Annotated in this window: 25 protein-coding genes and 1 pseudogene; 18 read left to right on the top strand and 8 right to left on the bottom strand. The window is 38.8% G+C overall.

All coding sequences use genetic code 11. The features are described from left to right. Window positions 1–168 precede the first annotated feature (168 nt). The 11 genes and pseudogenes from murB (at window position 169) to ABRT01_RS03155 (ending at window position 9,989) form a co-directional block, all read left to right on the top strand. The gene (gene murB, locus ABRT01_RS03205) at window positions 169–1,032 is read left to right on the top strand and encodes a UDP-N-acetylmuramate dehydrogenase (RefSeq protein ID WP_439649447.1); all 864 of its coding nucleotides are present in this window, start codon (window positions 169–171) and stop codon (window positions 1,030–1,032) included. 213 nt (window positions 1,033–1,245) lie between these two features. Then, window positions 1,246–1,488, top strand: a pseudogene (locus ABRT01_RS03200) (type II toxin-antitoxin system RelB/DinJ family antitoxin); the annotation flags it as partial. A 5-nt stretch (window positions 1,489–1,493) separates the two neighbouring features. After that, window positions 1,494–1,667 (top strand): type II toxin-antitoxin system RelE/ParE family toxin, encoded by a 174-nt coding sequence (locus ABRT01_RS03195; RefSeq protein ID WP_367746311.1) that lies wholly within the window; start codon window positions 1,494–1,496, stop codon window positions 1,665–1,667. A gap of 42 nt (window positions 1,668–1,709) precedes the next feature. Then, the gene (locus ABRT01_RS03190) at window positions 1,710–2,171 is read left to right on the top strand and encodes a DinB family protein (RefSeq protein WP_269411184.1); all 462 of its coding nucleotides are present in this window, start codon (window positions 1,710–1,712) and stop codon (window positions 2,169–2,171) included. Between the two features lie 390 nt (window positions 2,172–2,561). After that, window positions 2,562–3,815 carry an aminopeptidase gene (locus tag ABRT01_RS03185; protein ID WP_269412441.1) on the top strand — a complete coding sequence of 418 codons (1,254 nt, stop codon included), beginning with the start codon at window positions 2,562–2,564 and terminating at the stop codon, window positions 3,813–3,815. Between the two features lie 873 nt (window positions 3,816–4,688). Continuing rightward, the gene (locus ABRT01_RS03180; protein WP_269411185.1) at window positions 4,689–5,156 is read left to right on the top strand and encodes a GNAT family N-acetyltransferase; all 468 of its coding nucleotides are present in this window, start codon (window positions 4,689–4,691) and stop codon (window positions 5,154–5,156) included. A 21-nt stretch (window positions 5,157–5,177) separates the two neighbouring features. Then, window positions 5,178–5,657, top strand: coding sequence for a YrvL family regulatory protein (locus ABRT01_RS03175; RefSeq protein ID WP_367746309.1), 480 nt, complete (start codon window positions 5,178–5,180; stop codon window positions 5,655–5,657). A gap of 70 nt (window positions 5,658–5,727) precedes the next feature. Continuing rightward, window positions 5,728–6,531: a sulfite exporter TauE/SafE family protein gene (locus ABRT01_RS03170; protein ID WP_367746307.1), complete on the top strand. Its 804-nt coding sequence runs from the start codon at window positions 5,728–5,730 to the stop codon at window positions 6,529–6,531. Window positions 6,532–6,816: 285 nt separating this feature from the next. Beyond that, a complete protein-coding gene (locus ABRT01_RS03165) occupies window positions 6,817–7,206 on the top strand; it encodes a hypothetical protein (protein ID WP_269411188.1) in 390 nt (129 codons plus the stop codon). Between the two features lie 1,049 nt (window positions 7,207–8,255). Then, window positions 8,256–9,251 (top strand): DUF418 domain-containing protein, encoded by a 996-nt coding sequence (locus ABRT01_RS03160; protein ID WP_269411189.1) that lies wholly within the window; start codon window positions 8,256–8,258, stop codon window positions 9,249–9,251. Window positions 9,252–9,404: 153 nt separating this feature from the next. Further along, window positions 9,405–9,989 carry a YjgB family protein gene (locus tag ABRT01_RS03155; protein WP_367746305.1) on the top strand — a complete coding sequence of 195 codons (585 nt, stop codon included), beginning with the start codon at window positions 9,405–9,407 and terminating at the stop codon, window positions 9,987–9,989. A gap of 97 nt (window positions 9,990–10,086) precedes the next feature. Here ABRT01_RS03155 and ABRT01_RS03150 read toward each other — a convergent pair whose 3' ends face one another. Beyond that, complete coding sequence (locus tag ABRT01_RS03150; protein ID WP_367746350.1) at window positions 10,087–10,989, bottom strand: DMT family transporter; 903 nt, start codon at window positions 10,987–10,989, stop codon at window positions 10,087–10,089. 421 nt (window positions 10,990–11,410) lie between these two features. On the opposite strand from ABRT01_RS03150, the gene ABRT01_RS03145 reads away from it, so the two are divergent. Continuing rightward, window positions 11,411–11,758, top strand: coding sequence for a YxeA family protein (locus ABRT01_RS03145; RefSeq protein ID WP_367746304.1), 348 nt, complete (start codon window positions 11,411–11,413; stop codon window positions 11,756–11,758). A gap of 42 nt (window positions 11,759–11,800) precedes the next feature. Further along, window positions 11,801–12,103: a DUF4870 domain-containing protein gene (locus ABRT01_RS03140; protein ID WP_269411192.1), complete on the top strand. Its 303-nt coding sequence runs from the start codon at window positions 11,801–11,803 to the stop codon at window positions 12,101–12,103. A 228-nt stretch (window positions 12,104–12,331) separates the two neighbouring features. Here ABRT01_RS03140 and ABRT01_RS03135 read toward each other — a convergent pair whose 3' ends face one another. After that, a complete protein-coding gene (locus ABRT01_RS03135) occupies window positions 12,332–14,044 on the bottom strand; it encodes a sulfate adenylyltransferase (RefSeq protein ID WP_367746302.1) in 1,713 nt (570 codons plus the stop codon). 461 nt (window positions 14,045–14,505) lie between these two features. After that, complete coding sequence (locus tag ABRT01_RS03130; RefSeq protein WP_367746301.1) at window positions 14,506–15,921, bottom strand: amino acid permease; 1,416 nt, start codon at window positions 15,919–15,921, stop codon at window positions 14,506–14,508. Window positions 15,922–16,233: 312 nt separating this feature from the next. Between ABRT01_RS03130 and ABRT01_RS03125 the strand changes: the two genes are divergently transcribed. Then, window positions 16,234–16,803, top strand: a complete 570-nt coding sequence (locus ABRT01_RS03125) for a TetR/AcrR family transcriptional regulator (RefSeq protein ID WP_269412443.1) — start codon at window positions 16,234–16,236, stop codon at window positions 16,801–16,803. 56 nt (window positions 16,804–16,859) lie between these two features. After that, window positions 16,860–17,210, top strand: a complete 351-nt coding sequence (locus ABRT01_RS03120; protein WP_269411195.1) for a DUF4260 domain-containing protein — start codon at window positions 16,860–16,862, stop codon at window positions 17,208–17,210. 202 nt (window positions 17,211–17,412) lie between these two features. On the opposite strand, the gene ABRT01_RS03115 is transcribed toward ABRT01_RS03120, so the two are convergent. From ABRT01_RS03115 to ehuB, 5 genes are all read right to left on the bottom strand, one after another. After that, on the bottom strand, window positions 17,413–18,369 hold the full coding sequence (locus tag ABRT01_RS03115; RefSeq protein WP_269412444.1) for a tRNA dihydrouridine synthase: 957 nt from the start codon (window positions 18,367–18,369) through the stop codon (window positions 17,413–17,415). Window positions 18,370–18,570: 201 nt separating this feature from the next. Beyond that, window positions 18,571–19,341 carry an ectoine/hydroxyectoine ABC transporter ATP-binding protein EhuA gene (gene ehuA / locus ABRT01_RS03110; RefSeq protein ID WP_269411196.1) on the bottom strand — a complete coding sequence of 257 codons (771 nt, stop codon included), beginning with the start codon at window positions 19,339–19,341 and terminating at the stop codon, window positions 18,571–18,573. Window position 19,342: 1 nt separating this feature from the next. Continuing rightward, entirely contained in the window at window positions 19,343–20,068 is a 726-nt protein-coding gene (gene ehuD / locus ABRT01_RS03105; RefSeq protein WP_269411197.1) for an ectoine/hydroxyectoine ABC transporter permease subunit EhuD, read from the bottom strand. Beyond that, window positions 20,065–20,727, bottom strand: a complete 663-nt coding sequence (gene ehuC, locus ABRT01_RS03100; RefSeq protein ID WP_269412445.1) for an ectoine/hydroxyectoine ABC transporter permease subunit EhuC — start codon at window positions 20,725–20,727, stop codon at window positions 20,065–20,067. Before ehuC ends, ehuD begins: the two co-directional genes overlap by 4 nt. Before the next feature lie 85 nt (window positions 20,728–20,812). Continuing rightward, window positions 20,813–21,703, bottom strand: a complete 891-nt coding sequence (gene ehuB, locus ABRT01_RS03095; protein ID WP_269411198.1) for an ectoine/hydroxyectoine ABC transporter substrate-binding protein EhuB — start codon at window positions 21,701–21,703, stop codon at window positions 20,813–20,815. 458 nt (window positions 21,704–22,161) lie between these two features. Between ehuB and ABRT01_RS03090 the strand changes: the two genes are divergently transcribed. From ABRT01_RS03090 to ABRT01_RS03080, 3 genes are all read left to right on the top strand, one after another. Continuing rightward, window positions 22,162–23,076 carry a ketopantoate reductase family protein gene (locus ABRT01_RS03090; RefSeq protein WP_269412446.1) on the top strand — a complete coding sequence of 305 codons (915 nt, stop codon included), beginning with the start codon at window positions 22,162–22,164 and terminating at the stop codon, window positions 23,074–23,076. Window positions 23,077–23,106: 30 nt separating this feature from the next. Then, window positions 23,107–23,256, top strand: a complete 150-nt coding sequence (gene ytzI / locus ABRT01_RS03085; RefSeq protein WP_269411199.1) for a YtzI protein — start codon at window positions 23,107–23,109, stop codon at window positions 23,254–23,256. Between the two features lie 106 nt (window positions 23,257–23,362). Further along, window positions 23,363–23,848, top strand: a complete 486-nt coding sequence (locus tag ABRT01_RS03080) for a DUF456 domain-containing protein (protein ID WP_483308146.1) — start codon at window positions 23,363–23,365, stop codon at window positions 23,846–23,848. Window positions 23,849–23,852 lie beyond the last annotated feature (4 nt).

The following is a 23,852-nucleotide window of genomic DNA, read 5'->3' as shown; positions in this document are numbered from 1 at the left end:
ATCACTTACAATAGTATTAGCAAGTATTAGCAATTCAAATGTCCGCTTTGTAGCTTGTAACAGCGAACATTAACTAATCGTAATTACTTTATAGAAGGAATGGTTTAAGTGGTAAATGATCATCATACGTATGAGGAATTAATTAAGATTACACCAGCGGATAATGTGATGGTTGATGAACACTTAAAAAATCATACGTATACCCGTTTAGGCGGGAAAGCGGATTTTTATGTCACACCGGAAACATATGAACAAGTACAGAAAATCGTTAGGCTGGCAAATAAGCAGAATCTCCCGTTTACCATGCTTGGAAATGGGTCTAATTTAATCGTCAAGGACGGGGGCATCCGCGGCATCGTCCTTAATTTGCAAAAACTGGCATCTATTACTTCTAATGATACTACCATTGTTGCCCAAAGTGGTGCCCGGATTATCGATGTATCCCGATATGCTTTAGGTAAAACACTGACTGGGCTGGAATTTGCCTGTGGGATTCCCGGATCTGTTGGCGGAGCATTATTTATGAATGCCGGAGCATATGGCGGTGAAATCAAGGATGTATTGGAAAGCACCATTGTTGTCAATCGCGATGGAGATCTTCTAACATTATCAGCAGATGAATTGGACTTGGAGTACCGCTCCAGTAATATTCCGGATAATGGTTATATTGTTCTGGAAGCAACCTTCAAGATGCAAGCAGGTAACTATGACGAGATTAAAGCGGTGATGGACGATTTAACGTTTAAACGGGAATCAAAACAGCCACTGGAATATCCATCGTGCGGGAGTGTATTTAAGCGGCCGCCTGGATATTTTGCTGGCAAGCTAATTCAGGATAGTAATCTACAAGGCAAGCAAATTGGCGGAGCTCAGGTATCCTTAAAGCATGCCGGTTTTATTGTTAATAAGGATCATGCATCGGCTCAGCACTATATTGATCTCATCCATTTTGTCCAACGAACCGTCAAAGAGAAATTTGGTGTTCGATTGGAACGTGAGGTTAAAATTATTGGTGAGGATTTGGTTGAATGAAAAAAAAGGCTGTGAACGTGGCTATATGTTCACAGCCTTTTTTCACTGATAAAGGGAATATAAAGTGTACCTAACTGGTGGATTTACCATTAATATCCATTACCTAACATTAGGGATTAGGGCCAAATTTATAATAATTATATACAATGTATTGCTTTTGTGCACACAACACCCTAATATTATTTGTAAGGAGAACCGGGGCTTAAGGAACAGGCGGAGGAAGTTTTGGGACAATTGGGTATTCCAGTATCGAACGCTGTGAATATATTTTTGAAACAGGTTGTTATGCAAAGGGGAATCCCTTTTGATGTTAAACTTCCAGTCTATAAGCCTATGGGAGCCTTTGATTTAACAGAAAAAGACTTAAACGTTGAGTTGGAAAAAGGATATGCGGATTTTACACAGGGTAACATAAAATCAGTTGAGAGTACCTTTTCAGATATCCGTAGAGATTAAAATATATGAATTTTAAAATATTTTTGACGGAACAAGCAGATTCAGATTTAAGAGGGATATATGAGTACATTGCATTTACCTTGCTTGAACCTGATATATCTGCTCGACAATTAGAGAGGATTAAAAATGCTATACGCAGCCTGGATGAAATGCCAAGTAGATCTCGGTTATTTGAATAGAAATATGTAGCTTAAGAAAGTAACCAGGAGGGAAAGATCGTTATGGATATGAAAAATGTTTTTTTGCAACAGTTAACGGCTTGTTATGATCAAAACACTTGGTTCGTGTCACTTAACAATGCAATAAAGGGCCTTACAGCTGAACAAGCATCCTGTAGAGACGGACAAGCAGTGAATTCGATATGGGGAATCGTCAATCATTTAGCTTTTTACAATCAACGATATTTAAATCGCTTTAATAGCATCCCCAATTCTGATGGTCCCGAAAGTAACAGTTCAACGTTTAAAAATATTGATGAACAAACATGGGAGTCCACCGTAAAATTAATCAATGAGATCATGTCTGGATGGAGAACGTCGTTGGAAAAAAGCGACGATCAGAAAATCAATGATTGGGCATTAGAACTGGCTCATCTTACCCTTCACAATACATATCACATTGGGCAAATCGTCCATATACGTAAACAGAAAGGTATATGGGATACAAAGCAAGGGGTAGATTGAACAACGGAACTATTAGAATGCTGACACAGTGGGCGTTTAGCCAATTCCAGATACGGGCGCGATTGTCGCAGATTGTGTTTAGATTGGGCAGAACTTTTTCCGTAGTGAAAGGGTTCTTTTTTCATTTTCGGTAAAGTCCAGGACTACTGTAGAAAATGAAAACCTGGTACGCGTCAAGGTAATCGCAGAGATAGTGATCTGACCCGAACGGGAATTAAGGAGTTGACACATTCGCCGCATCCCGCCCCTCTTGGTTTGTCAAAAGGTACGCATAGTTCTTTTTTAAATTTAATAAATAATTAAAGCCTTGTGCTGTTACTTTGGAATTAGCTTAGTTAATTGAATTTTTTCTATTTATAAAGGAATAAAAAGGTAGGAGCTGAGTGTGTGATGATTAAAGGGATATATGAGCTTGTTAGCGAAGAACAGTTGAAAAAGTATGCAGAGCTTGCTGTACGAGCTGGTGTAAATGTGCAAAAGAATCAATTAGTGATTATTCATAGTGACATAAAAAATGTAACGTTTGCACGTCTAATCCAAACGGCAGCCTATGAGGCAGGGGCTTCAAATGTGGTTATGGATTGGACAGATGAACAGTCTACCAAAGAATTTTATTTAAATGCAGCGGATGATGCCATCGAACATTTTCCTAACTGGCAGGATGCTCGGTTTAAGGAGTGGGATGATGCGGGTGCTGCTTATATCCATATTATTTCTGAAAACTTAGACGTCTTTAAGGATGTTTCCACAAAACGGATGAGCCGCTTCCAAAAGGCCTCTCGCACCAAGTTGAAGGCTCATTACGCAAAGATTAGATCCCACGAGGTACGCTGGTGTCTTCTAGCTGTCCCGTACTTCGCATGGGCAACTAAAGTATTTCCTCACTTAAGTAAAGAAGAAGCTCTGCAATCATTATGGCAATTAATCTTACATGGAGCTCGGGCAGATGGAAAAAATCCTATAAAAGACTGGGAAAATCATGACAGAGCCTTCGAGTCCAGGAAAAAGTTTCTAAACGACAGCCAGTTTAAAGCCTTGCATTTTACAAATAGCCGAGGAACTGATTTATTAGTCGGTATGCCTAAAAATCACTTCTTTATCTGCGGGGGTGTTATAGATAAAAAGGGAATACCGTTCTTTCCGAACATTCCCACAGAGGAAATATTTTCCGCCCCCCATAAAAATGAGGTAAATGGCAAATTAGTAGCCACTAAACCGCTTATCTATGGGGGATGCGTCATCGATGATTTTTACCTAACCTTTAAAGATGGACGGATTACTGACTATTATGCCGCCACTGGACAAGAAGCATTACAAAGTCTTATCGAAACAGATGAAGGTTCATGTTATTTAGGTGAAATTGCCTTGGTCCCTAACAATTCTCCTCTTGCTCAGGCAGATACGCTCTTTTACAACACCTTGTTTGATGAAAATACGGCCTGCCATATTGGAATCGGGAACGCCTCCCCTTCTAACCTTCAAAATGGCAGCAACCTATCTGAGGAAGAGTTGAAGGAAGCAGGCCTTAATACTTCAATCCTGTTAGTCAATGTGACCTTTGGAACCGAAGATATGAAAGTAGTGGGTATTAAAGAAGGTGGTACTGAAGCCCTGCTAATGAAAGATGGTGACTTCCAATTCTAATTTGGCTACTCCTTAAAAATAAAGGGGACTGCTAACGGAGTCGGGGACCGGGGTTGCCGAAATTAAATAGCCTGAACAAAAACGGTAGTCAAATAAGGCATATGTTGTTACCTCGGTAACTGCCAGACCAAAATAATATAAGGGATGAATAAAGGTGTTGATTCCTTCCTTCTTTTTTTTTGATGAGATTTTTAATTTCAAACATAACCCCTAAAAGCTTATTATCAATTCGTTTGAGCTTTATATCCATCTATTAAAATGCCCTCTATGACCCTCATATGGGTTGTGTATTCTCGATAAACCTTTGCTTTCTTAGATTAATATTTTCTAGTACATTAGCTTCGGAAGGCACTTTTCTTAATAATTGCATGTTATGCTAATAAAAAGAATGTTCTTTTCTTGTATACTAAAGACTTGATCGAAAATACACAAACCTAAGAAGACTCAAAGAAACCATTGAAAAAATTTGATCATTAACAACGTGATTAGAATAACAGATGAGCACGAAAATGTGTACAAACATTGATTTCGTGGTCTAATTAACATAGAAAGTTTATAAGTGCATACACTAATAAAGACCGCCCATGCTGATACATGGAGCGACCGAGACCGAACCCTATCAAGAAGGGCAAGGCAGCTTTAGGAAAAATAATCCCTCAGCGCTGGTCAAAACGCATATGAGGGATTATTTTTTATGGTTTTTGTCAGACATAATAAACGCCACTAACATCCCGAAAGATATCATTAGCGTTAGTGCAACGTATGTTAAACTTAATATAGAGGGGTCTCGATGCAAAATACCATGAAACCCCTAATCGGTCGCTTAACTTAGATACGGATACTAGTTTTCTATTTTTGATCGGAGGAGCTATCATGGGTTATACTTTTAACAAAATGTCACAAGAGCAAGCAGAAAACATTGCTTCGAACTGGCACTATGATGGGAAATATTCTTTTTATGATTTTGAGGCTGATGAGGGGGATCTAGCTGAATTGTTGAATCCTCGAGAACGTGGGGATAAATATTACATAGTCGAAAAGGGCAATGAAGAAAGGGGGTTCTTTTGTTTTGAAAATGAAGGCGATTCCGTTGATATTGGGTTGGGAATGAAACCCGAATTGACTGGAAGGGGTATGGGTATAGATTTTCTTAAAGCTGGACTAAATTATGCAATATCCAAATATAACCCCAAAGCAATAACGCTTTCGGTTGCCACTTTTAATGAGAGAGCCATAAAGGTCTACAAAAAAGCAGGCTTTGAATCCGTTATGACTTTCATGCAGGATACAAATGGCAGTCGTTTTGAGTTTTTGAAGATGACGTATGAATTCGGAAAGTAAATAGCTATAGATTGTTGATAAATGGTTAAACATAACGATAATTCATTTAAAAATATGAATGTCACAGAAAAAGCAGCAACCGTTATCGGATTCACATTTTTTATGATATCGGTAATCGGTTTTGTTTTAGGTATTTTCCTTTTTGGTTTTGCAGGAGTTTTTGAATTACTTGGAGTTCGCTATTATTCTATTTGGTCATTGATTATTTTTGTTGTCAGTTTTTTTATTTTAGGGTTTTTGGCTGACCTATTTTTTGATGCTATAGCGAAACTTTCCATCAAAAATACAAGAGGGAATATAAAAGCATTTTTGATACAAGTTCTTTTTGCATTTGTGTCAAACTGGCTCGTCATTGTTACAGTTGATGCATTTATGAAAAGTATTACTCTTTCTTTGGAAACAAAGTTAATAGTCGCACTACTACTGGCTATATTGGAACCAGCATTCGACAACAAAAAAGAGAAGAGTAATGAGGTCCACTTTAAGAGTCGCCCAGATTAACTGTAACTTTTAAAAAGGGGACCTAAGAACAGTCCTTCATTAATATTAATAAAGCGAGAGATGATTTTTAGTGGGTTTTTCATTTTTAATGTATTCATTAATTGGTATTATTATTGGCGTTCTATCAAGCATGTTTGGATTCGGGGGTGGATTTGTTGTAGTTCCTATCTTATTTGCTTTTTTGCCGGATTCTATTCCTGGCGAATACTTAATGCATACTGCTATAGGAACATCATTAGCAGTTATGATTATAAATTCATTTAATTCAACTTATAATCACGCCAAAAAAGGCAATGTAACATGGTCAGTCTTTAAAATATTAGTAGGATATATTGCAATAGGTTCTTTAATAGGCGGAGTACTTGCGGTCTACATTAAAAGTGATTTCCTTAGGTTTGCATTTATTGGTCTATTAGTTTACGTTTTGATTGCGAACATATTCAAGAAATCGTTCACAGTAGAAATGGAAGAACATTCATTTCGTCTGCCTAAACAAAGTTCAGCATCTTTTATTGGGATAGGCATTGGCTTTCTCTCAACTTTGTTAGGTATTGGCGGAAGCACAATGACAATTCCTTACCTTAGAAACAGAGGTATGCGTATGATACACGCTGTGGCTTTAGCTACTCCATTAGGTCTGCCAGTTGCTATTGTGGGAGCTTTTACATATTTAATTACGGGTATGCAGATAGATGTAATGCCTTCGTCAACTGTAGGGTTTATATACTTACCCGCGCTTATTGGGTTTACAATCGGAGGCTTTATTGGTGTACCTATTGGAAGGTCCTGGGCTCAAAAATTATCTGACAAACTCTTTTCAAAAATCTACTTAATTCTTTTGTTTATTGTGATTATCATGATGGTTATCAGCTGATTGCGCATAATGCTTTTAAAAGATGGTCCATTAAAGTGCGTGTTTAAAAAGGGAGGAGAAGTTGAGGTGAGTAAAAGACAAATTGCAGAACTTTAAAAAAGGGTTGATGACTTAGAGAATGATAAAAAATAAATTGGAATAAAGTGTTTACAATCAGAATTTTACCAGAAGAAAAAAGCGCCCTAATTAACATTTTCGGACCATTTTAGAAATGAACTCGGAGCTATTAATGCTCATAACAACGACCTTTGCACTGGAAAGTTTTCTACTGAAAGGATTTTTCAAATGGAAGACAGACGATTAAAGAAATTTATAATAAGTGGTTTTAATGCCCTTGTCGTGGGCTTAGGCATCTTTTTATTGTCATGGAAGTTTTTGCAATCATTAATAGCGTTTATTATTGTATTCTTTATTACTTTTTTAAGCTTTAATAATAACAAGGACAAAAAAACGGATAAGGGATTTGAATTATATTATTGGAGCCTTTCAAACAGAAGGAAATTCATTAGAACATTGTGGCTATGCCCATTTGTCTTGTTGGTTACAGCATCAATTTGGTGTTTTTTATCTATCGAGTCCTGGAGAAAATTACTTACAATGCTTATGTTGTTGGGAATTTATGTGGTTCAATTATTTTACACTTATGCAAAATGGAAAAAGAACATTGTAGATTAGTGACGCAAGGAAGTAAGGTTGTTTGAGTATAGAATCTTCTATCAATGGCGGCGGTTTAGCCGAATAACCCAATTCATTTATATGTAGAATAAAAAGGGGATTCAAGTTTTGAAAAAGAGGCATTTTATTATTTGGATATAAATGCTAATTGCTACTGTGCTGGGAATATATGGGTAATCTTTGGCTTATTTTGTAGATGAGCAAATTTCGGTTAACGGAAATAGTGCGATACTAATATCCAGCTTAACCATTTTTACGGTTATTAGTGTTTTAATATACATAGCCGTTCCATTGTTAGCATACATAATGAGATTTGATAATAGGTATAGTTTTATTTATATTATTGTCTTTGGAATTATAGGTTTTTGCGTATCCTCATGGTTGATATTTGTTTGTTTGATGTGGTGGGGTTAAATTAGTTGTATACAGAGGCAGCGGGATATTAAGTAACGGTACCCCACTCTTGTCCCTTTACCGAAAAAAAGTGTGTCGGCATTGGACTATATTGTTTAGTAAGGGTAAGGGGGGGTTAATGCTCATTATAATGTTTCCAGTGAGTATGCTATGGTTCGACCTAATTAATTTTGAATATAAGTTTTTGGGATCTTTAGCTGCCATTATATTATTAACGGTTACCTTGTTATTTAAATTACCTAAACTCAGAGAAGGCATAAAGAATAGATATCAAGGGTAGAAAATAATCAACCCTTTTGAAAAACCTATACTCGTTCACAATAAAAGAATCCGTTTTTGGTCAACCTTTCCAAAAAACGGATTCTTTTATTTGCCCAAAATGCGGCTTCTACACATCCAAAGGTAAAAGACTTTATTTACAATGACAAAATTGTAAGGTTTTACGACAGAATTGTTAGGAAAATCGATATTTATTTTCCTGTTTTCCTGTCATATTGGAATTATAGTTAGATCAGAAATCAAAACGATGATGAGATACAGTCGCCTTTGGATCTATCAAATCGTACACTTCTAGCTTCTGTTTTGTTTAGACATTTTATAGGTTCACCGATAAGTAAAGAGAGGGGATTTTTAACATGAAACAACGGATTGATACCTTGGATTTCTTGCGTGGATTTGCATTATTGGGGATTATATTCGCGAATGTTGGGCCGATTATACTTCCCTCCTCCATTCATACAAACCTTATCTGGGGTAAAATTTTGGAGTATGTAATATCAGAACGGTTCTTTATGATTTTTTCTTTTTTATTTGGGATTGGTTTTTATATTTTCATTACGCGAGCCGTCAATCGTGGTGATCGAAGTAAGATCCTTTTTATAAGGCGGCTGATCGCACTATTGATTTTCGGGTTGATTCATCAATATTTTCAGCCAGGAGAAGCTTTGTTACCCTATGCGATATTCGGATTCATTCTCATTCCTTTTTATCGATTAAAACCAATCACTAATTTTATAACCGCTGTAATACTCATGGTTCCTGCTGTATTTCTCGGAGGAAGCTATTTTATGATCTTGCCGATGTTCTTGCTTGGCTTATGTATGGGGCAGTGGAAGGTTTTTGAGAGGATTACGGCCTATCAAAAAGGATTTCGTTGGGTACAAATTGCTTCCCTTTGTCTTTTGCCTGTGGTTATTTATATTCAATATATCTTATCTGAACAAACCGGAAAATCGGAGCAAGCTAGTTCCATCTCGGCCCCGTTTGTCAGTGCATTCTTTGTGACGTCGTTAACACTCTTGCTCCGTCACAATATGATTCAAAAGTTATTGGCACCCTTAAAGTATGTGGGAAGAATGGCTTTAACGAACTACCTTGTTCAAACTGCTTTGATTTTATTAGCGAGTCATCTGTTTCATTTAACAGGTGACGTGCATCAAACGACATTAATGAACATTGCCATCGTCATTTTGATTATCCAAATGATATACAGCACCATTTGGTTTCAATATTTTAAGATCGGCCCCATGGAGTTTATATGGAGAATAGCAACATATGGAAAACTGCCCGATCGTTACAAGTCAAATGCTAATTATGTAAAGTCACTTAAAAGCCAAACCGGCAGAACATGACAAAATTGCAAGGAAAATAGATGTAATTATCCGTGTTTTCTTCCTAGTTAGCCTGGGTAAAGGGGTGGGACAATTCTATATTTTCGATGTTTTAAGTAATAAATGGAAGGGAAAATGATTAAATACAAATTGATTTTGGAGGGGAGAGATAATATGAATGCGAAAAAAGGTTTGTTAATAGGTGCGGTTGCTTTGGTCCTTACAATATCTGGAGCAGGGATATCATCTGTTTCTGCTGCTGATTCCAATGCGAATGTTCCTGCGTCTTCAGTTTCAGGTATCCATTCTTCTATTACCAACCAGGAGGCAGCAGGAACTTTAAATAACATTTACGATCATGCTTTTATCGGTGAAATGCCTGGAGAGGATCACGCATTTCGAATCAATGAAAGCACAAAAGAGGACATTCATGAAAAGTTAGGCAATCCTCAGGAGGTTGACGGTCAATTTGATTTGTACCACTGGGAAATGGGGAATCCTGGATATGGATTCGCTTATAACGAAGACAATACCGTATCTGAAATACGATACTTTGGTACAGGTGTTGAAAGACAACAAAACCTGGGAGGCATCACACCTGCCGTATTAAGCGAACAAATCGGCAAGGCTGATACGATTCTTGCTGTTCCCGACACAAATGAAATGGACTATGTTTATAAGACGGGTGATTATGAGCTTCACTTTGTCGTTGGCAGTGATCAAACAGTTGATCATGTGAATCTAAAGGAAGCAGAATAACTGTTGATTTTGTAGGGTTGTCTCCAATGGAGGTTTTTAATAACTAATCGTTTGAGGAAAATAGGGAAGGTCAGCCAGTAGCTTTGGCTGACCTTTTTTAAGAATCTTTATTTAATGCCACTAATAAAGTCATCCCAATAATACAAGCTGTACCAATCCATTGGAAAATTCCAAAAGGCTCGTTTAACCAAATGACTGTTGTTAAAACAGCGGATAGAGGCTCCAGGCTGCCCAAAAGACTTGTTTGTTTAGGTGAAAGGTGCTGTAAACTTTCAATATAGAACCAAAATGCGATCATCGTACCGAAAATGATTACAAAAAAGAGATATAAATAAATTTCCAACGTTAAATTTGTAAAGTCCAGTTGCCAAGGAGGATGGATAAAGCTTAATGCCAAGCCGCCGATAATCATAGCCCAACCTACAATAACAAGCGTATCGTATCGCGCAAGGAGAGGAACAGCGTATAACGTATAAAAGGCTAATGCTAGTCCAGATAAAACACCCCAAATAATGGCAATGACTGGCACTGATAACTGTGATATGTATCCATTTGTTAATAGGAAAAAGCAGCCAATTAAAGCAAGCGTTACCGCCAACAAATCGTTGCGTGTTAAAACAGTCTGTTTGCGTATGACTAAATAAATAATAATCATCACGGGAGCGAGATATTGTAATAACGTTGCAACAGCAGCATTACCGTGATTAATCGATGCCATATATGTGTATTGAGCACCAAGCATACCAATTATTCCATAAATAATTAGTTGTACGGCTGTTTTCCTATTTTTCCAAACAGCAAGTACCTCAGAATAGTCTTTTCTAACCCACTGCACGGCTAAAAGTAAAAAACCGGCGATGAGCAAGCGAATTGTTACGAGCCAATTGACATCGATGGCATACTGCTGAAAGAGTTTTTGTGAAACAGTACCACCGATACCCCAAAAGGTGGCTCCTGTTATAACAAGAAATAATCCTTTCTTTTGATTAGGTCTGATCATTTTTTTCACCTCAAATGATGGCTCTTAATCAAAATCTATGATTGACAGATTAGATGTAATTTTGATATAGGCGATAGCTAGTCTAGCATTACATTTTTATTCATTCATTTCAATCATAGATTTGGTGCTGATTCAAATTTTTAGATGTATAGTTATTTTGAAAGCGGTTTTCATCACGGATGTTTTACATAAACTGCAATTTAAAACATAACAAAATTGTAAGGTTTTCCACGAGCATTGAAAGGAAAATCGATGTTCGCGTGCGTATTTTCCCTTTATAATGGAATTATCGTTGGATCAAGAGATCAGAACTAGGAAAAGAACGATTATGACGCACGCTATCAGTCCTTTGATTAGCTGGCTCACAATTTCTGGTTTACGATCTAGTATTTTTCAACAATCAGGAAAGGATGGGTTCGTAATGAAACAACTCCCTATCGTATGCATGGGCCTCATTTTAGCTTTACTGACCACATGCAGTCCACAACAAATGCAAACAATCGGTTCGGATAAATATTATGTGAAAATCCAAGATGAAGGTGAAAAATATACGGAACAAGGTAATTCCAGGTACAAATATGAATTGGAAGGCTTTAATGAAGATGGTGAAGGCAAAAATCTCGAGTTCACGAGTAATCATCAGTTAAAAGATGATGCCTATTTACGGATTTATTACAAGAAAGGCGAGGTCATTACCTATGAAGAGGTAGAAAGTGATGACATACCAAAAGATCTCCAGCAGTTGTTGGAGGACGATAGCGATTCCTAAGGCATAGTCATTTTAATCTCATCATAAGAAGAGGTGAATCGTATGAAGGCGGATAAGCTTTTGTCATCTTTATGTTATTTTAGTGTCTTTTTTGCACCATTTTTATTCCCGATCATTATATATATTTTGGCATCAGGGAATGTGAGACACCATGCGGGAAAGTCATTATGGACACACTTGGTTCCTTATCTTTCTCTTTTCATTGGTATAGGGGCGTTGGTATTAAATATAAATGTCGGAAACCAAACGACAATGCTTATCATCATTTGTGTTTTTACTGCGATTGGGGTTTACTATTTAATTTTAAATTTTGTAAGAGGCATAAAGGTGTTAATAGAGAATTAAATAGATACAAAACAATAGGATGTAACAAATATAGAAAGTCCAATTTCTCAATTAAAATTAAGAAATTGGACTTTTATCACTACTTCGGGATAGTGCCCTTTTCTCGAATGGAAATGTTCTGCAACCTAAATGGATACCAATCCTTCATTGTTTACCTCTTTTGTTTTCCTGAAATTCAATACTTCAAAGGTTCTTTCTATTTTCATTCTTAATCTATTTAATATCATCTTAACTACGATATCGCTTATAAGGCAGCGGATTCCAGGTGCGAAACTCCAGCTCTTCTTTACGCAACGCAGCAGGAATATCGTCCAAGATTTGTTTAGCAACCTCCAGCTCTTTCTCTGCCTCAGATTTATCCTGATACATAAAATCATCTGAAGCTTTCTCCAATGCCTTATCTACCTTCTCTTCCAGATTTTCCACAACCATCTTTTGCTGGTGGCGGATAGATTCGCGGGCTTCTGCAACCCATTCTGGCTGGACGTGACGTAAATTATCAGTTACATAGCTAAATTCGTCAAAAATATCTTTATACACTCGATCCGCATTATCACGAACATCGGTGATAACAGCTTCCAAATCCTCTATGGTCAACTGCTCCCCCTCCAGTGGCTTTCTACGCTTGGTTCCGCCAAGACGAGTATTTTCAAGGTAATAAGGGAAAATCTTCTTAATGGTATTTCCAACTGGATTGATTGCCAGACCATTCTCATCCACTCCTTTTGGCTGAACACCTTGCATTGCAATGCGTGAAGACTCTGGACGAACGATTTCTTTCGGTGGTAATACACCATAGCGTAATAATTCACGAATTCCAGTTCCGGAAATATTGATACGATAACGCTCATCATGCGGACATGTTTGGTCTGTTGCCGGATTATCACAACGGGTACAATAAAATACCTCATGGAACAGGCGAACATCTATCCCCAATTCATCGGGGGTAAATTCATCAAAGATAGTGTGGCTTGCATATTTGTCATAATAATCGCCAATACCGGCATGGTCACGACCAATTAATGCATGAGTACAGCCATAATTTTTCATAATCAAGGCATGTAGAACTGCTTCACGTGGACCAGCGAAAATATATGTCACTCGCAGTGGTGCAAACATAGTTCTTTCCTTGGGATAATATTCCTCCAACACTGCACGATATGATAACATGCGGAACTCATGTCTTGTATATTCACGCTTTGCCATTTCCACTAGAGCTTGAACAAAAATTCCATCCATTTCTTCCAGTGCATTACGGTGAATGTATTCATGGCCGCGGTGTAGAGGGTTTGCACCCGTGATGAACCCACCAACCGAATTCATTTTTTTGTCTTCATAAAAAAGTTTCCATGTGTCTTTTGGTTCCATTCGTATACTTTCAAATGGCCCCCAGTGAACCCGGCGGACTAAAGTAATCGGTCCAGCTAAAGCCGTGTCCCCCATCCTACGATAAATTGCGTCAACACCGGGGTGGGCGCGATCCTTAGTTCCAAAAACATGCTCTGCACGGAAATCGCGATCATAATGGAAAATATCCTCTAACTTCAAAACAGCAACCGGCTCTTTTGTTTCATCTGCTAATGCAACTTCATCTCCAACAGACAACCCCGCAATTATTTGCTTGTTTCGATCACCAACTGGCGCGAAACTTAAAGGCACGGGCCAAACAACACCATTTGTTAAACGTCCTTCTGTCAGAACGGACTTATAATCCGCCTCATTCATAAATCCTTCATTCGGTGATAGTACACCTGTTGCAATCATCTCAAGCGTAATAACAGCCTCTAAATCCACCATAATCATCGGCAGCTGCTTTGCCCGCTCCAATTCCTCTTTTCGTTCTTTTCCTCTAAGTACCCTGTCAACTAATTTACCACCATGTGGCTTCTGTGGATAGCTTGCTAATTTTTCCTCTGTTAAAAATACATTATCCTGACTCATATTTCTCCTCCTAATTTTTTTAAAAAGGACGAGGAACCCAGTCCCCTTTTCCCGATAGTAAGGCACCACCATAACCAACATTCGCCTTAGCTTTAACCGCTATATAGTGTTTAAAATTATGTGAACATCTGGTAAGCGCTTGCGCAACTACTAATTATTATACTATTCTTTGGATATCCAAAATATTAATAAATCCCAAACGGTAGGATTTCGGTGTTGATTGGTAATGATTGGATGGTGAATAGTGATTCATGTAATTTGGCCCGTTTATTGAATTGCCTTAATCGAGCTAGTAAGGTAATTCCATCGAACTTTATATCAAAGCAACAACAGTAGTTTTTAAACAATTTTATTATAAATGAAACGATTTTATTATCACGAAACAATGGCAACGATTGTAAAGTACGTTAAATTGGGAATTAATGTTTGCCAGCATGTTATGAAATCCTGCCTCCAATTCTTCATGTATAGTAATCTTTTACATCCTCATGAATGGATACCAATCCATCCTTGTTTGCCTCTTTTGTTTTCCTCCTTTGTGTGAAGAAATAGAAAAGCAGAACAATAATGGTAAGCACTAATGTAAATATAATTTGCACCCGCATCGATTCGATGAAGAACATGGCGACTAACAAAGCCGAAATGGCAACGATCGTAAAGTACGTTAAATAAGGAAATAACCACATTTTAATGACAAGTGCTTCCGGATTTTCCTTTTCGACTTTCCTTCTCGTTCTTAAATGCGAAAAGGCAATCGTTAGATATAAAATCAATGTAATCGCGCTACAGGAATTTACTAAAAACATAAATACTTTATCTGGAGAAACATAGTTCATGATGACCGCTATATAAGAAAAAAAGGTACCAGCTAAAATCGCTTGAACAGGTGCACCTTTTTTGTTTACTTTTAAGAAACGTTTTGGTGCTTCCCCTTTTTCTGCAAGGGAATACAACATACGTGATGTGGCATATAATGCAGAATTCAGACAAGATAATACAGCGGTTAAAACGATAAAATTCATAATGACAGCAGCTGCGGGAATTCCAATATAATCAAGTACGGCAACATATGGGCTTTGCAAAATGTCAGACGAGCTCCAAGGTAGAAGTGTCACAACTACTGCAATGGAACCTACATAAAATATGAGAATGCGCCAGGTAACAGAATTGGTCGCCTGTGTAATGGCTTTCTTCGGTTCAGCTGATTCACCAGCTGCAATCGCAACAATTTCCGTACCCATAAAAGAAAAAATAACGATGACAACACCCATTAATACTGCCGCAAATCCGTTTGGCATAAAACCTCCCTGCCCGATTAAATTCGTCAAACCAATCGGATCAAAGGTTGGTGTTATTCCAAAAATAATTGAAATGCCAACCACTAAAAACAAAATAATACTAACCACTTTAATTAAGGAAAACCAATATTCAAATTCACCAAATGACTTAACCGATACAATATTGGTTAATGTTAATAATACGGTTAATATCAAGCTCATTAGCCATAACGGAACGCCACTATACCAATATTGAATAATGGCAGCTCCAGCTGTTGCTTCAAGTGCTATCGCAATTACCCAAAAAAACCAATACAACCATCCAATCAAAAATCCAGCCCAAGGTCCGATTGCTTCATAGGCATAATGTGCAAAAGATCCACTTGTTGGATTTACTGCTGCCATTTCCCCCAACATTCGCATCGTAAAAATAACCAACATTCCTGCAAAAGCATAAGAAAGGATTGCCCCTGGCCCGGCAGTATGTATAACAGCACCACTTCCTACAAACAATCCCGCCCCAATAACTCCCGCAATGGCAATCATGGTCATGTGACGTTTTTTAAGCCCTTTTTGTAATTGAGTATCGGATGTATTCATTAATAATCGGCCCCTCCCGTAGTTGAATCATCATAATCGATATGGACTATTTTTTTAGTTTATCATGTAAGCGTATTCATAAAAACCAACACACTGTAAATCAAATAGAAATAGTATTTTAACAATATGTCAAAATAACGGGAATATTTAACCGGATTTATTCGTAAACCACATTGACGAACGTTTAGATCAATCTTCTTGCAAATGATTTAAACGAAATTTGATACTATTTTTATAGGGTTGACAACCAATGATAACAGGGCTATATTATTAATTAAACAATGGTCAATTAATAAATTGGAGCTGATCTTTTTGGCAGCACGAAAAGCAGTGGATCAAGAGTTAACAAGGGAAGTGATACTGGAGACCGCACGTGATTTGTTTGTGGCACAAGGATATCAACACGTTACGATGAGGCAAATTGCGAAAGCGCTCGGATACAGTCACGGTGCGTTGTATTATCATTTCAAGAATAAGGCGGAATTGTTTTACAAACTAGTGGAAAAGGATTTCGGGTTGCTTAATGAGAAATTGGACGAAATCCTGAAAGAGGATACGGATGCGGGAAGTAAAATGAAAAAGATTTTGCTGGGGTATATTGAATTCGGGGTCAAGCATCCGAACCATTATCGGATCATGTTTCTCATTCAGGATGATGACCGGCAAAGTCACCTTCAACAAGAACCGAATCTGACATATGAAAAGTTTGCGTCTGCACTTCATACGTTATGCGGGAATAAGGTGACACCGACGATCGTCTGGTCATTATTTCTTTCCTTGCACGGATTTGTTGCGCATTATTGCGGGCATCCAGAAGAAACATATGAAGATGTGAAACGGTTGGCAGAGTCACATGTCGAGTTTTTGATAAAGGGGCTGTAATAAATTTTTTTGCCCATTAATTAACCAATGTTCAATTAAAATAAGGAGAATGCAAAATGAAAATAGCAATGGTGTTACGAATAGAAGGGCTGTTGGTTCTGGCATTGAGCATTTATGTTTACTTTTATCTGCAATTTAGTTGGATTATGTTTGTCATTTTATTGCTCTCACCAGATCTATCGGCACTTGGGTATTTGAAAAACAATAAGATTGGCTCGATATTTTATAACCTATTTCACACCTATAGTATTCCGATGACAATAATCATTTATAGTTTGTTGACACATAGCCAAACTTTGTTAATGATTAGCTTAATTTGGGTAGCCCATATCGGGATGGATCGAATGCTTGGTTATGGATTGAAATATCCGACAAAGTTTCAAGATACTCATCTGAATCGTATCTGAGTGGGGGACTGGGATTTCTTTAGCTCGTCCTACTTCGCTTGTACCGTCCCCCGAGATTACTGAAAATGTAAATCGCTGATATAACTTCTGAAACCGATGATATATCATTGGATTCAATTATTAAAAAGCAAAACTTTGTGTTTAGGAGTTACAGATAATCGTTTTCAGCTGCCACCTGCACCCTTGTACCACAAACATGCGTTCACTCAAAGTTATCAAGCATTGCACGCACTTCACCTGTTGACTCTGTTTTCATCAATTGATTTCTTAATTCACTCGCCCCTCGAAACCCGCGGACATATATCTTGAAAAATCGACGAAGAGGTTTGAATGAATGTGGCTCGAATGCTTTGGAATATTTATCATGGAGATCTAGCTGCAGTCTTAGGAGATCAAGCAATTCTTTACTACTATGATCTTTTGGCTGCTTTTCAAAGGCAAATGGATTTTTAAAAACACCACGTCCAATCATAATCCCATCAACACCATATTGCTGAGCAAGCTTCAAACCAGTTTGCCGATCAGGAATATCTCCATTGATTGTCAAAAGTGTATCTGGTGCCACTTGATCACGAAGTTTCTTAATCTCCGGAATCAGTTCCCAATGAGCATCTACCTTACTCATTTCTTTTTTCGTACGCAGATGAATGGAAAGATTAACGATATCCTGCTTCAATACGTGTGTTAACCAGTCGTGCCATTCACCAACTTCCGTGTAACCAAGTCTTGTTTTCACACTAACGGGCAAGCCGCCTGCTTTTGCTGCTTGTATGATATCCGCTGCAACTTCTGGACGACGGATTAGACCGCATCCTTTCCCTTTTGGTGCCACATTCGGTGCAGGGCAGCCCATATTGATGTCGACCCCCTTAAACCCTTGTTTCGCCATTCCAATGCTCATTTGCCGAAAGTATTCTGGCTTGTCCCCCCATATATGCGCCACAATAGGTTGTTCATCTTCTGTAAAAGCCAATCGCCCACGCACACTAAGCTTTCCCTCTGGGTGACAATAACTTTCCGTGTTTGTAAACTCTGTAAAAAACACATCAGGTCTGGCTGCTTCACTCACCACATGGCGAAAAACAACATTGGTCACATCTTCCATCGGTGCCAGTACAAAAAACGGCCTTGGTAAATCGCGCCAAAAATTATCTATCATATCAAATTCATATCCTCTCATTATATACACTAGGGCAAGCGAGACTACTTCTTTTTTTAGTGGTCTCAGATAGGTACTTGTCCCAAAATAAAAAGCAAAGATATCTCTGCTTCCTATACACTTATACCATGGTTTGAAATAAGGTTCAATCACAAAATATCCCCGCCAAACCGTCGTGGCGGAGATACTTTTCCGAGTATATTAGTGCCTAAACCGGTGCAAAAAGCTTTGCAGCCGCTCATTCGTTGTATTTTCCAGTACATCCATGGGCGGTCCTTGTTCGGCAATTACCCCATTATCCAGGAATAAGATACGATCCGCCACATCACGGGCAAATTCCATTTCGTGGGTAACGAGCACCATTGCCATTTCCCCTTCCTTGGCGATATCACGGATCACCTCAAGCACTTCGCCGACAAGTTCCGGGTCAAGTGCTGAGGTCACCTCGTCAAACAGCATGATTTTCGGACGCATCACCAATGCACGGGCCATGGCTACCCGCTGTTTCTGCCCACCGGAAAGCTGGCTTGGATAATTATCCAATTTATCTCCCAATCCGACCTTTTCCAGCATTTCCATCGAGCGCTTTTTGGCTTGTTCCTTATTTTCCTTTTGGACATGAATGGGCGCTGTCATACAATTTTCCAAAATAGACATGTGGGGAAATAAATTAAAATGCTGAAAGACCATGCCAATGTTTCCGCGTATTTCCCGTAAATGTTTTTCGTTGGCGGGGACAAGCTTGTTGCCTTTTTTCATCTGCCATAAATTTTTACCATCGACAATAATATCTCCCGAGGTTGGCTCTTCCAAGGTCATCAACAAGCGGATAATGGTGGTTTTGCCTGATCCGCTCGGGCCAATAACCGCGATTTTTTCACCTGGTTTGATGTCTAAATCAATTCCCCGCAATACCTTTACATCACCAAATGATTTATGCACGTCTTTATACATGACAATTGGTTCCGTCATTTTAAGAAACAGCTCCTTTGTTTTCCTGAACTTTCGTATTTACCGCTTTTTTATCGAAACGCCGGTTCATTTTTTTCTCCAGTTTATTAATCAGTAGTGCGGACGGATAACTTAATACCAGGAATAAAATGGCAACAATTGTGATGGGTTCAAGATACTTCCAATGCTGTGAACCAAATTCATTGGCCATAAACAGGATTCCTGATACACCAACTGTTGAGGCCAGTGGTACCTCTTTGAACATGATAATTAAATAGTTTCCCAGCATTGGAATGGTTGGCGGTATCGCTTGGGGCAGAATGATTTTTGTCCACTTTTGTTTGGTGGAAAAGTTCAATGCCCGAGATGCTTCCCATTGTCCAACGCCAACACTGTCGATTCCGGAGCGATACACTTCACCGATATATGTACTATAGTGTATCCCAAGGCCGAGTACTGCGCTTGTAAATGGATCCAACGTTACACCGATTCCTGGTACCATTGGCCATGCATAATAAAGGAAAAATAGCTGAACCAGTGGTGGGGTTGACCGGATAAACTCCATGATCCATGATAACACCCATCTAATCGCTTTTATCGGAATACGCTTGGCAAATGTCCAGAAGAACCCAAAGATTAAGGCAAATAAATAACAGGCAATGGTTAAACCCAGTGTGATGCCAAGCCCTTGCAATACAATTGGAAATGAATCAAAGAATGTCTCCCAGCTCCAGCCGTTATCAGTCATTGACTAGCCACCCCTTTCTTTGATACCTTTTCCATTTTCTTTGTAAGCCAAATTAATGGAAGGGCTAGAATGAAGTAGAATACCAATACTAATAAATAAATGGTTGGTGCCTGTGACAGGTTTGCACTGCGCAGTATGTCCCCCTGGTACAAAATATCCGTCATACCAATTAATGAAACAAGGGAGGTTGATTTAAGCATGAGGATGAGATAATTGCCAAACTCAGGCAACATCATCCGCACTGCCTGTGGGAAAACAACCAGTCGCATGCGCTGAAAGGAAGACATATTTAATGCGGTGGCAGCTTCGGTTTGTCCCTTAGCAACGGATACAATGGAACCGCGAACGATTTCCGATAGATAAGCACCATAGTTTAAGGAAATGGCTAGCACCCCTGCCCAATAGTTACTGCCAATATCAAAGTTAAACAACATTGGCAAGGCATAGTAAAACCAAAACAGTTGAACAATGAGGGATGTCCCGCGAAATACCTCTACGTAAAAACCGGTAAATTTCCTCAGTATTATATTATTGGAAAGCCGGCAAAATCCGGCAATGAAAGCTACTAAATACCCTATCACAATGGAGGCGAGAAGAACAGTTACAGTAACTTCAACGCCTTTCATCAGAATCGGGAAAACGTGACTTATTGTACTAATCGTAATCACTCCTTTAATGAAATAGGGTCGGACCCCCGGGTGAGGGAGATCAGACCCTATGGAGTTGCTAAAACACTATCAATTTCTAGTAATTTTCACCGCTGCAAACACTTTCTGCGGTAATATCATCGGGAGCACTATTCGTCTCGCCGCTGAACCCGTTTTTCTCCAAAAGTTCAGCGACTTTTCCGCTGTCCTTTAGTTCTGCCAGTTTCTCATTATAGGCTTCGCGTAGTTTGTCGTTGCCTTTTTTGAAGGCTGCGGCACCATAGCTCGGTACCCCTTCTATATCCTCAGGCTGCTCGAAGTCCTCAACGAATTCCAGTTTATTACTGTCAGATGATTCAAAAGCCATTTTGATCGTCATTTCGGTACCGGTTGTTGCATCGGCGCGCCCGGATTCAACTGCAGAAAAAGTTGCAGGAATATCCGGTGCACTTTGAATTTGCTTCTTGTCAACCCCTTCCTTGGTTACAAAGTCATTTTCGGTGGCACCGGACATAATGGATACGGTTGCATCCTTATCAGCCAAATCCTTATAGCTGTGCAGGTCCAGCGGGTTGCCTTTTTGCACGATTAGTCCTTCCCCATACATCATTTCCGGTTCACCAAAGTCGGCGTTTTCGCAACGTTCCGGAGTGATGGCCATCCCAGCTGTAATTACTTCAAATTTTCCAGCGTTTAACCCGGGAATTAATTGACTATAGTCGGCAAGCTGTCCTTCCACATTGTCTACACCCAGTTCTTTGAAAACTGCAGTAGCAATATCCACTGCGGCACCTTTTAATTCGCCGCTATCATCCTGGTAAGCGTACGGCTTTTCATTGGCAAAACCAACTGTTACGGTGCCCTTTTCTTTCAATTTCTCAAGCAGATTGCCATCACCGTCACTTTCCCCACTGGCATTATCTGATCCGCATGCAGCCAGCATAACTAACACAAAACACAAAATGGGCATGAATAACGTCTTCTTCATTTTCTAAAATGACCTCCCCTTTTATTTTAAGCATTAACTATTCACGTGAAGTGTCTAACAATGCTTTCATCAAATCTTTCTTGGATAACTCTAATAATGGCAGGGTAATTCTTCATACTTATGGGCTACCTATGTACTAGGTGAATATACTGTTTTTGATGGGTGAAAAAGGAAAAGATGCTGGGTTTAAGTGGACATAATATAATACTAAAGAGATTTTTCAGATTCCTCAAATGTGATATTTTCGGATAATTTTGATTTAAACGGCATATCCTATCGTGTTACGAATCAAGCTATCTAATACCAAAGTATGCTTGTTTATATGTCAGCATGCTCATATATACTCGAAATTTATGAAGTTTGTTATAATTCATGGAGATCTTAGGTGCTGGATATAGACATTACCAAGAGAACACGGTACGATAGCAGGGAATACTGATTTGGATGGAGGGATCATGATGAATGTTGTTGTCATTGGTGCAGGTGCTTTAGGGGCTTATTTTGGTATACGCCTGTCGGAAGGTGGGGCGAATGTTACATTTCTGGTTCGGGAAAAACGAGCCAGGCAAATTGAAGAAAACAAACTGGCCGTCAAAAGTCCTCAAGGGGATTACACAATCAAAAAACCGCAACTTGCTACAGACGCTGCAGAAATTGACCAAGCGGATCTCGTACTTGTTTGTGTGAAGGGATATCACTTAGAGGGAACATTGGATAATTTGAAGAAATTGGTTGATCAAGGCGCACATGTATTACCGGTGTTAAATGGAATCGAACACATTAGCTATTTGCAGGACAAACTGGGTAAAGATGCGGTGATTGGCGGTCTTTCTTTTATTATTGCAACATTGGACGAACAAGGTCATGTCGTCCATTCAAGTGACTTCCATCAACTTGTCTTTGGTCCGCTTCATTCAACGCAAATGCCTATTTGTAAACGGTTGGATGAGCTTTGTAAAGCAGCAAATATTTCAGGGAAGCTTAGTGGGCATATTTTATATGAACTTTGGAAGAAGTATACATTTATTAATGCGTTTTCCGGAGTCACGACCGCTGCAAATCTACCAATTGGTGCCATTCGCAAGCATAATAGTACATTCTTGATTGTGGAAATGATCTTGCAGGAAATGCGAACACTTGCCAAAGCTTATCATACAGAGATTGCCGCTGATGACGTAGAAGCGGCCAAAACACAGTTGCTGAATTTACCTGATGAAGCTACCTCATCCATGCATCAGGATCGCCGCAAAGGCTTAACATTGGAAGTTGATCACTTACATGGCGGCGCCCTCCGTTTAGCTAAGGCAGTCGGTGTTGATATGCCATACACGGAAGCAGTATATGGATTAATTAAACCGTTTGAGAATGCTTAAAGACAATATTACTTTACAGGGAGTGCAAAAATGCTAGGTTACTTGATTATTGGAATTCTTATTATCTTAATTGTTCTTGTGTTAACATTGGTTTCCATTTCCAAGGGATACGCTTATCAACATACAATTGATCCATTGCCACAGGAAAATAATGAGGGGAATAGCGCCACTGGCGAATAACAAATAATAAAGAAGCAGCATGTGATTTTCGGAACACTGGAAAGCATGCTGTTTTTTATCCTAAGTAACCGTGGGCCTAAACAGGAGCATGCTGGAGGTGAGATGTATATTTAACCTATTGATCTGGCTAATAATTATCGCACTATTTATCTTAAGTTTTGCCGGGATCCTATTTCCCATTATTCCTTCATTGCTCGTTCTTTGGGTGGCGTTTTTACTATATCACTTCGCCATCAATTCTAGTGAGTTAACACTTGTTTTTTGGATAGCAATGGCAGTTTTGACAATATTGCTTATCGGATCTGATATGTTAGCAAACAGTTATTTCGTGAAAAAATTTGGTGGCAGTAAATGGGGAGAACGCGTTGCTGCTATTGCTGTAATTATCGGCTCGTTCGTGATTCCGCCCTTTGGGATTGTGGTTATCCCATTTCTTGCGGTTTTCACAATTGAGCTTATGCAACAGCGAAGTTCCCAAGAAGCGATTCTAGCCGCTGTTGGTTCATTTCTTGGATTTTTTGGTGGAGCACTGGCAAAGGTTATGATTCAACTTCTAATGATCATTTGGTTTATAATAGTAGTTATCATGTAAGGAT

Source organism: Lentibacillus sp. L22, from assembly GCF_040812445.1.
GTDB classification, from domain to species: domain Bacteria; phylum Bacillota; class Bacilli; order Bacillales; family Amphibacillaceae; genus Lentibacillus_C; species Lentibacillus_C daqui.
The sequence above is the reverse complement of the archived record's forward strand: the minus strand, read 5'-3'. Positions and strand labels throughout refer to the sequence as shown.

Excerpts from the sequence above, each read along its gene's own strand:
- ABRT01_RS03140 (WP_269411192.1), top strand. The coding sequence starts at position 11,801 with ATGAAGGCGGATAAGCTTTTGTCATCTTTATGTTATTTTAGTGTCTTT.
- ABRT01_RS03120 (WP_269411195.1), top strand. The coding sequence starts at position 16,860 with ATGAAAATAGCAATGGTGTTACGAATAGAAGGGCTGTTGGTTCTGGCA.
- ABRT01_RS03160 (WP_269411189.1), top strand. The coding sequence starts at position 8,256 with ATGAAACAACGGATTGATACCTTGGATTTCTTGCGTGGATTTGCATTA.
- ytzI (WP_269411199.1), top strand. The coding sequence starts at position 23,107 with ATGCTAGGTTACTTGATTATTGGAATTCTTATTATCTTAATTGTTCTT.
- ehuA (WP_269411196.1), bottom strand. The coding sequence starts at position 19,341 with ATGACGGAACCAATTGTCATGTATAAAGACGTGCATAAATCATTTGGT.
- ABRT01_RS03150 (WP_367746350.1), bottom strand. The coding sequence starts at position 10,989 with ATGATCAGACCTAATCAAAAGAAAGGATTATTTCTTGTTATAACAGGA.
- ABRT01_RS03175 (WP_367746309.1), top strand. The coding sequence starts at position 5,178 with ATGGTTAAACATAACGATAATTCATTTAAAAATATGAATGTCACAGAA.
- ABRT01_RS03185 (WP_269412441.1), top strand. The coding sequence starts at position 2,562 with ATGATTAAAGGGATATATGAGCTTGTTAGCGAAGAACAGTTGAAAAAG.
- ABRT01_RS03155 (WP_367746305.1), top strand. The coding sequence starts at position 9,405 with ATGAATGCGAAAAAAGGTTTGTTAATAGGTGCGGTTGCTTTGGTCCTT.
- murB (WP_439649447.1), top strand. The coding sequence starts at position 169 with ATGGTTGATGAACACTTAAAAAATCATACGTATACCCGTTTAGGCGGG.
- ABRT01_RS03115 (WP_269412444.1), bottom strand. The coding sequence starts at position 18,369 with ATGATAGATAATTTTTGGCGCGATTTACCAAGGCCGTTTTTTGTACTG.
- ABRT01_RS03165 (WP_269411188.1), top strand. The coding sequence starts at position 6,817 with ATGGAAGACAGACGATTAAAGAAATTTATAATAAGTGGTTTTAATGCC.
- ABRT01_RS03130 (WP_367746301.1), bottom strand. The coding sequence starts at position 15,921 with ATGAATACATCCGATACTCAATTACAAAAAGGGCTTAAAAAACGTCAC.
- ABRT01_RS03145 (WP_367746304.1), top strand. The coding sequence starts at position 11,411 with ATGAAACAACTCCCTATCGTATGCATGGGCCTCATTTTAGCTTTACTG.
- ABRT01_RS03180 (WP_269411185.1), top strand. The coding sequence starts at position 4,689 with ATGGGTTATACTTTTAACAAAATGTCACAAGAGCAAGCAGAAAACATT.
- ABRT01_RS03195 (WP_367746311.1), top strand. The coding sequence starts at position 1,494 with ATGAATTTTAAAATATTTTTGACGGAACAAGCAGATTCAGATTTAAGA.
- ehuB (WP_269411198.1), bottom strand. The coding sequence starts at position 21,703 with ATGAAGAAGACGTTATTCATGCCCATTTTGTGTTTTGTGTTAGTTATG.
- ABRT01_RS03135 (WP_367746302.1), bottom strand. The coding sequence starts at position 14,044 with ATGAGTCAGGATAATGTATTTTTAACAGAGGAAAAATTAGCAAGCTAT.
- ABRT01_RS03090 (WP_269412446.1), top strand. The coding sequence starts at position 22,162 with ATGAATGTTGTTGTCATTGGTGCAGGTGCTTTAGGGGCTTATTTTGGT.
- ABRT01_RS03190 (WP_269411184.1), top strand. The coding sequence starts at position 1,710 with ATGGATATGAAAAATGTTTTTTTGCAACAGTTAACGGCTTGTTATGAT.
- ehuD (WP_269411197.1), bottom strand. The coding sequence starts at position 20,068 with ATGACTGATAACGGCTGGAGCTGGGAGACATTCTTTGATTCATTTCCA.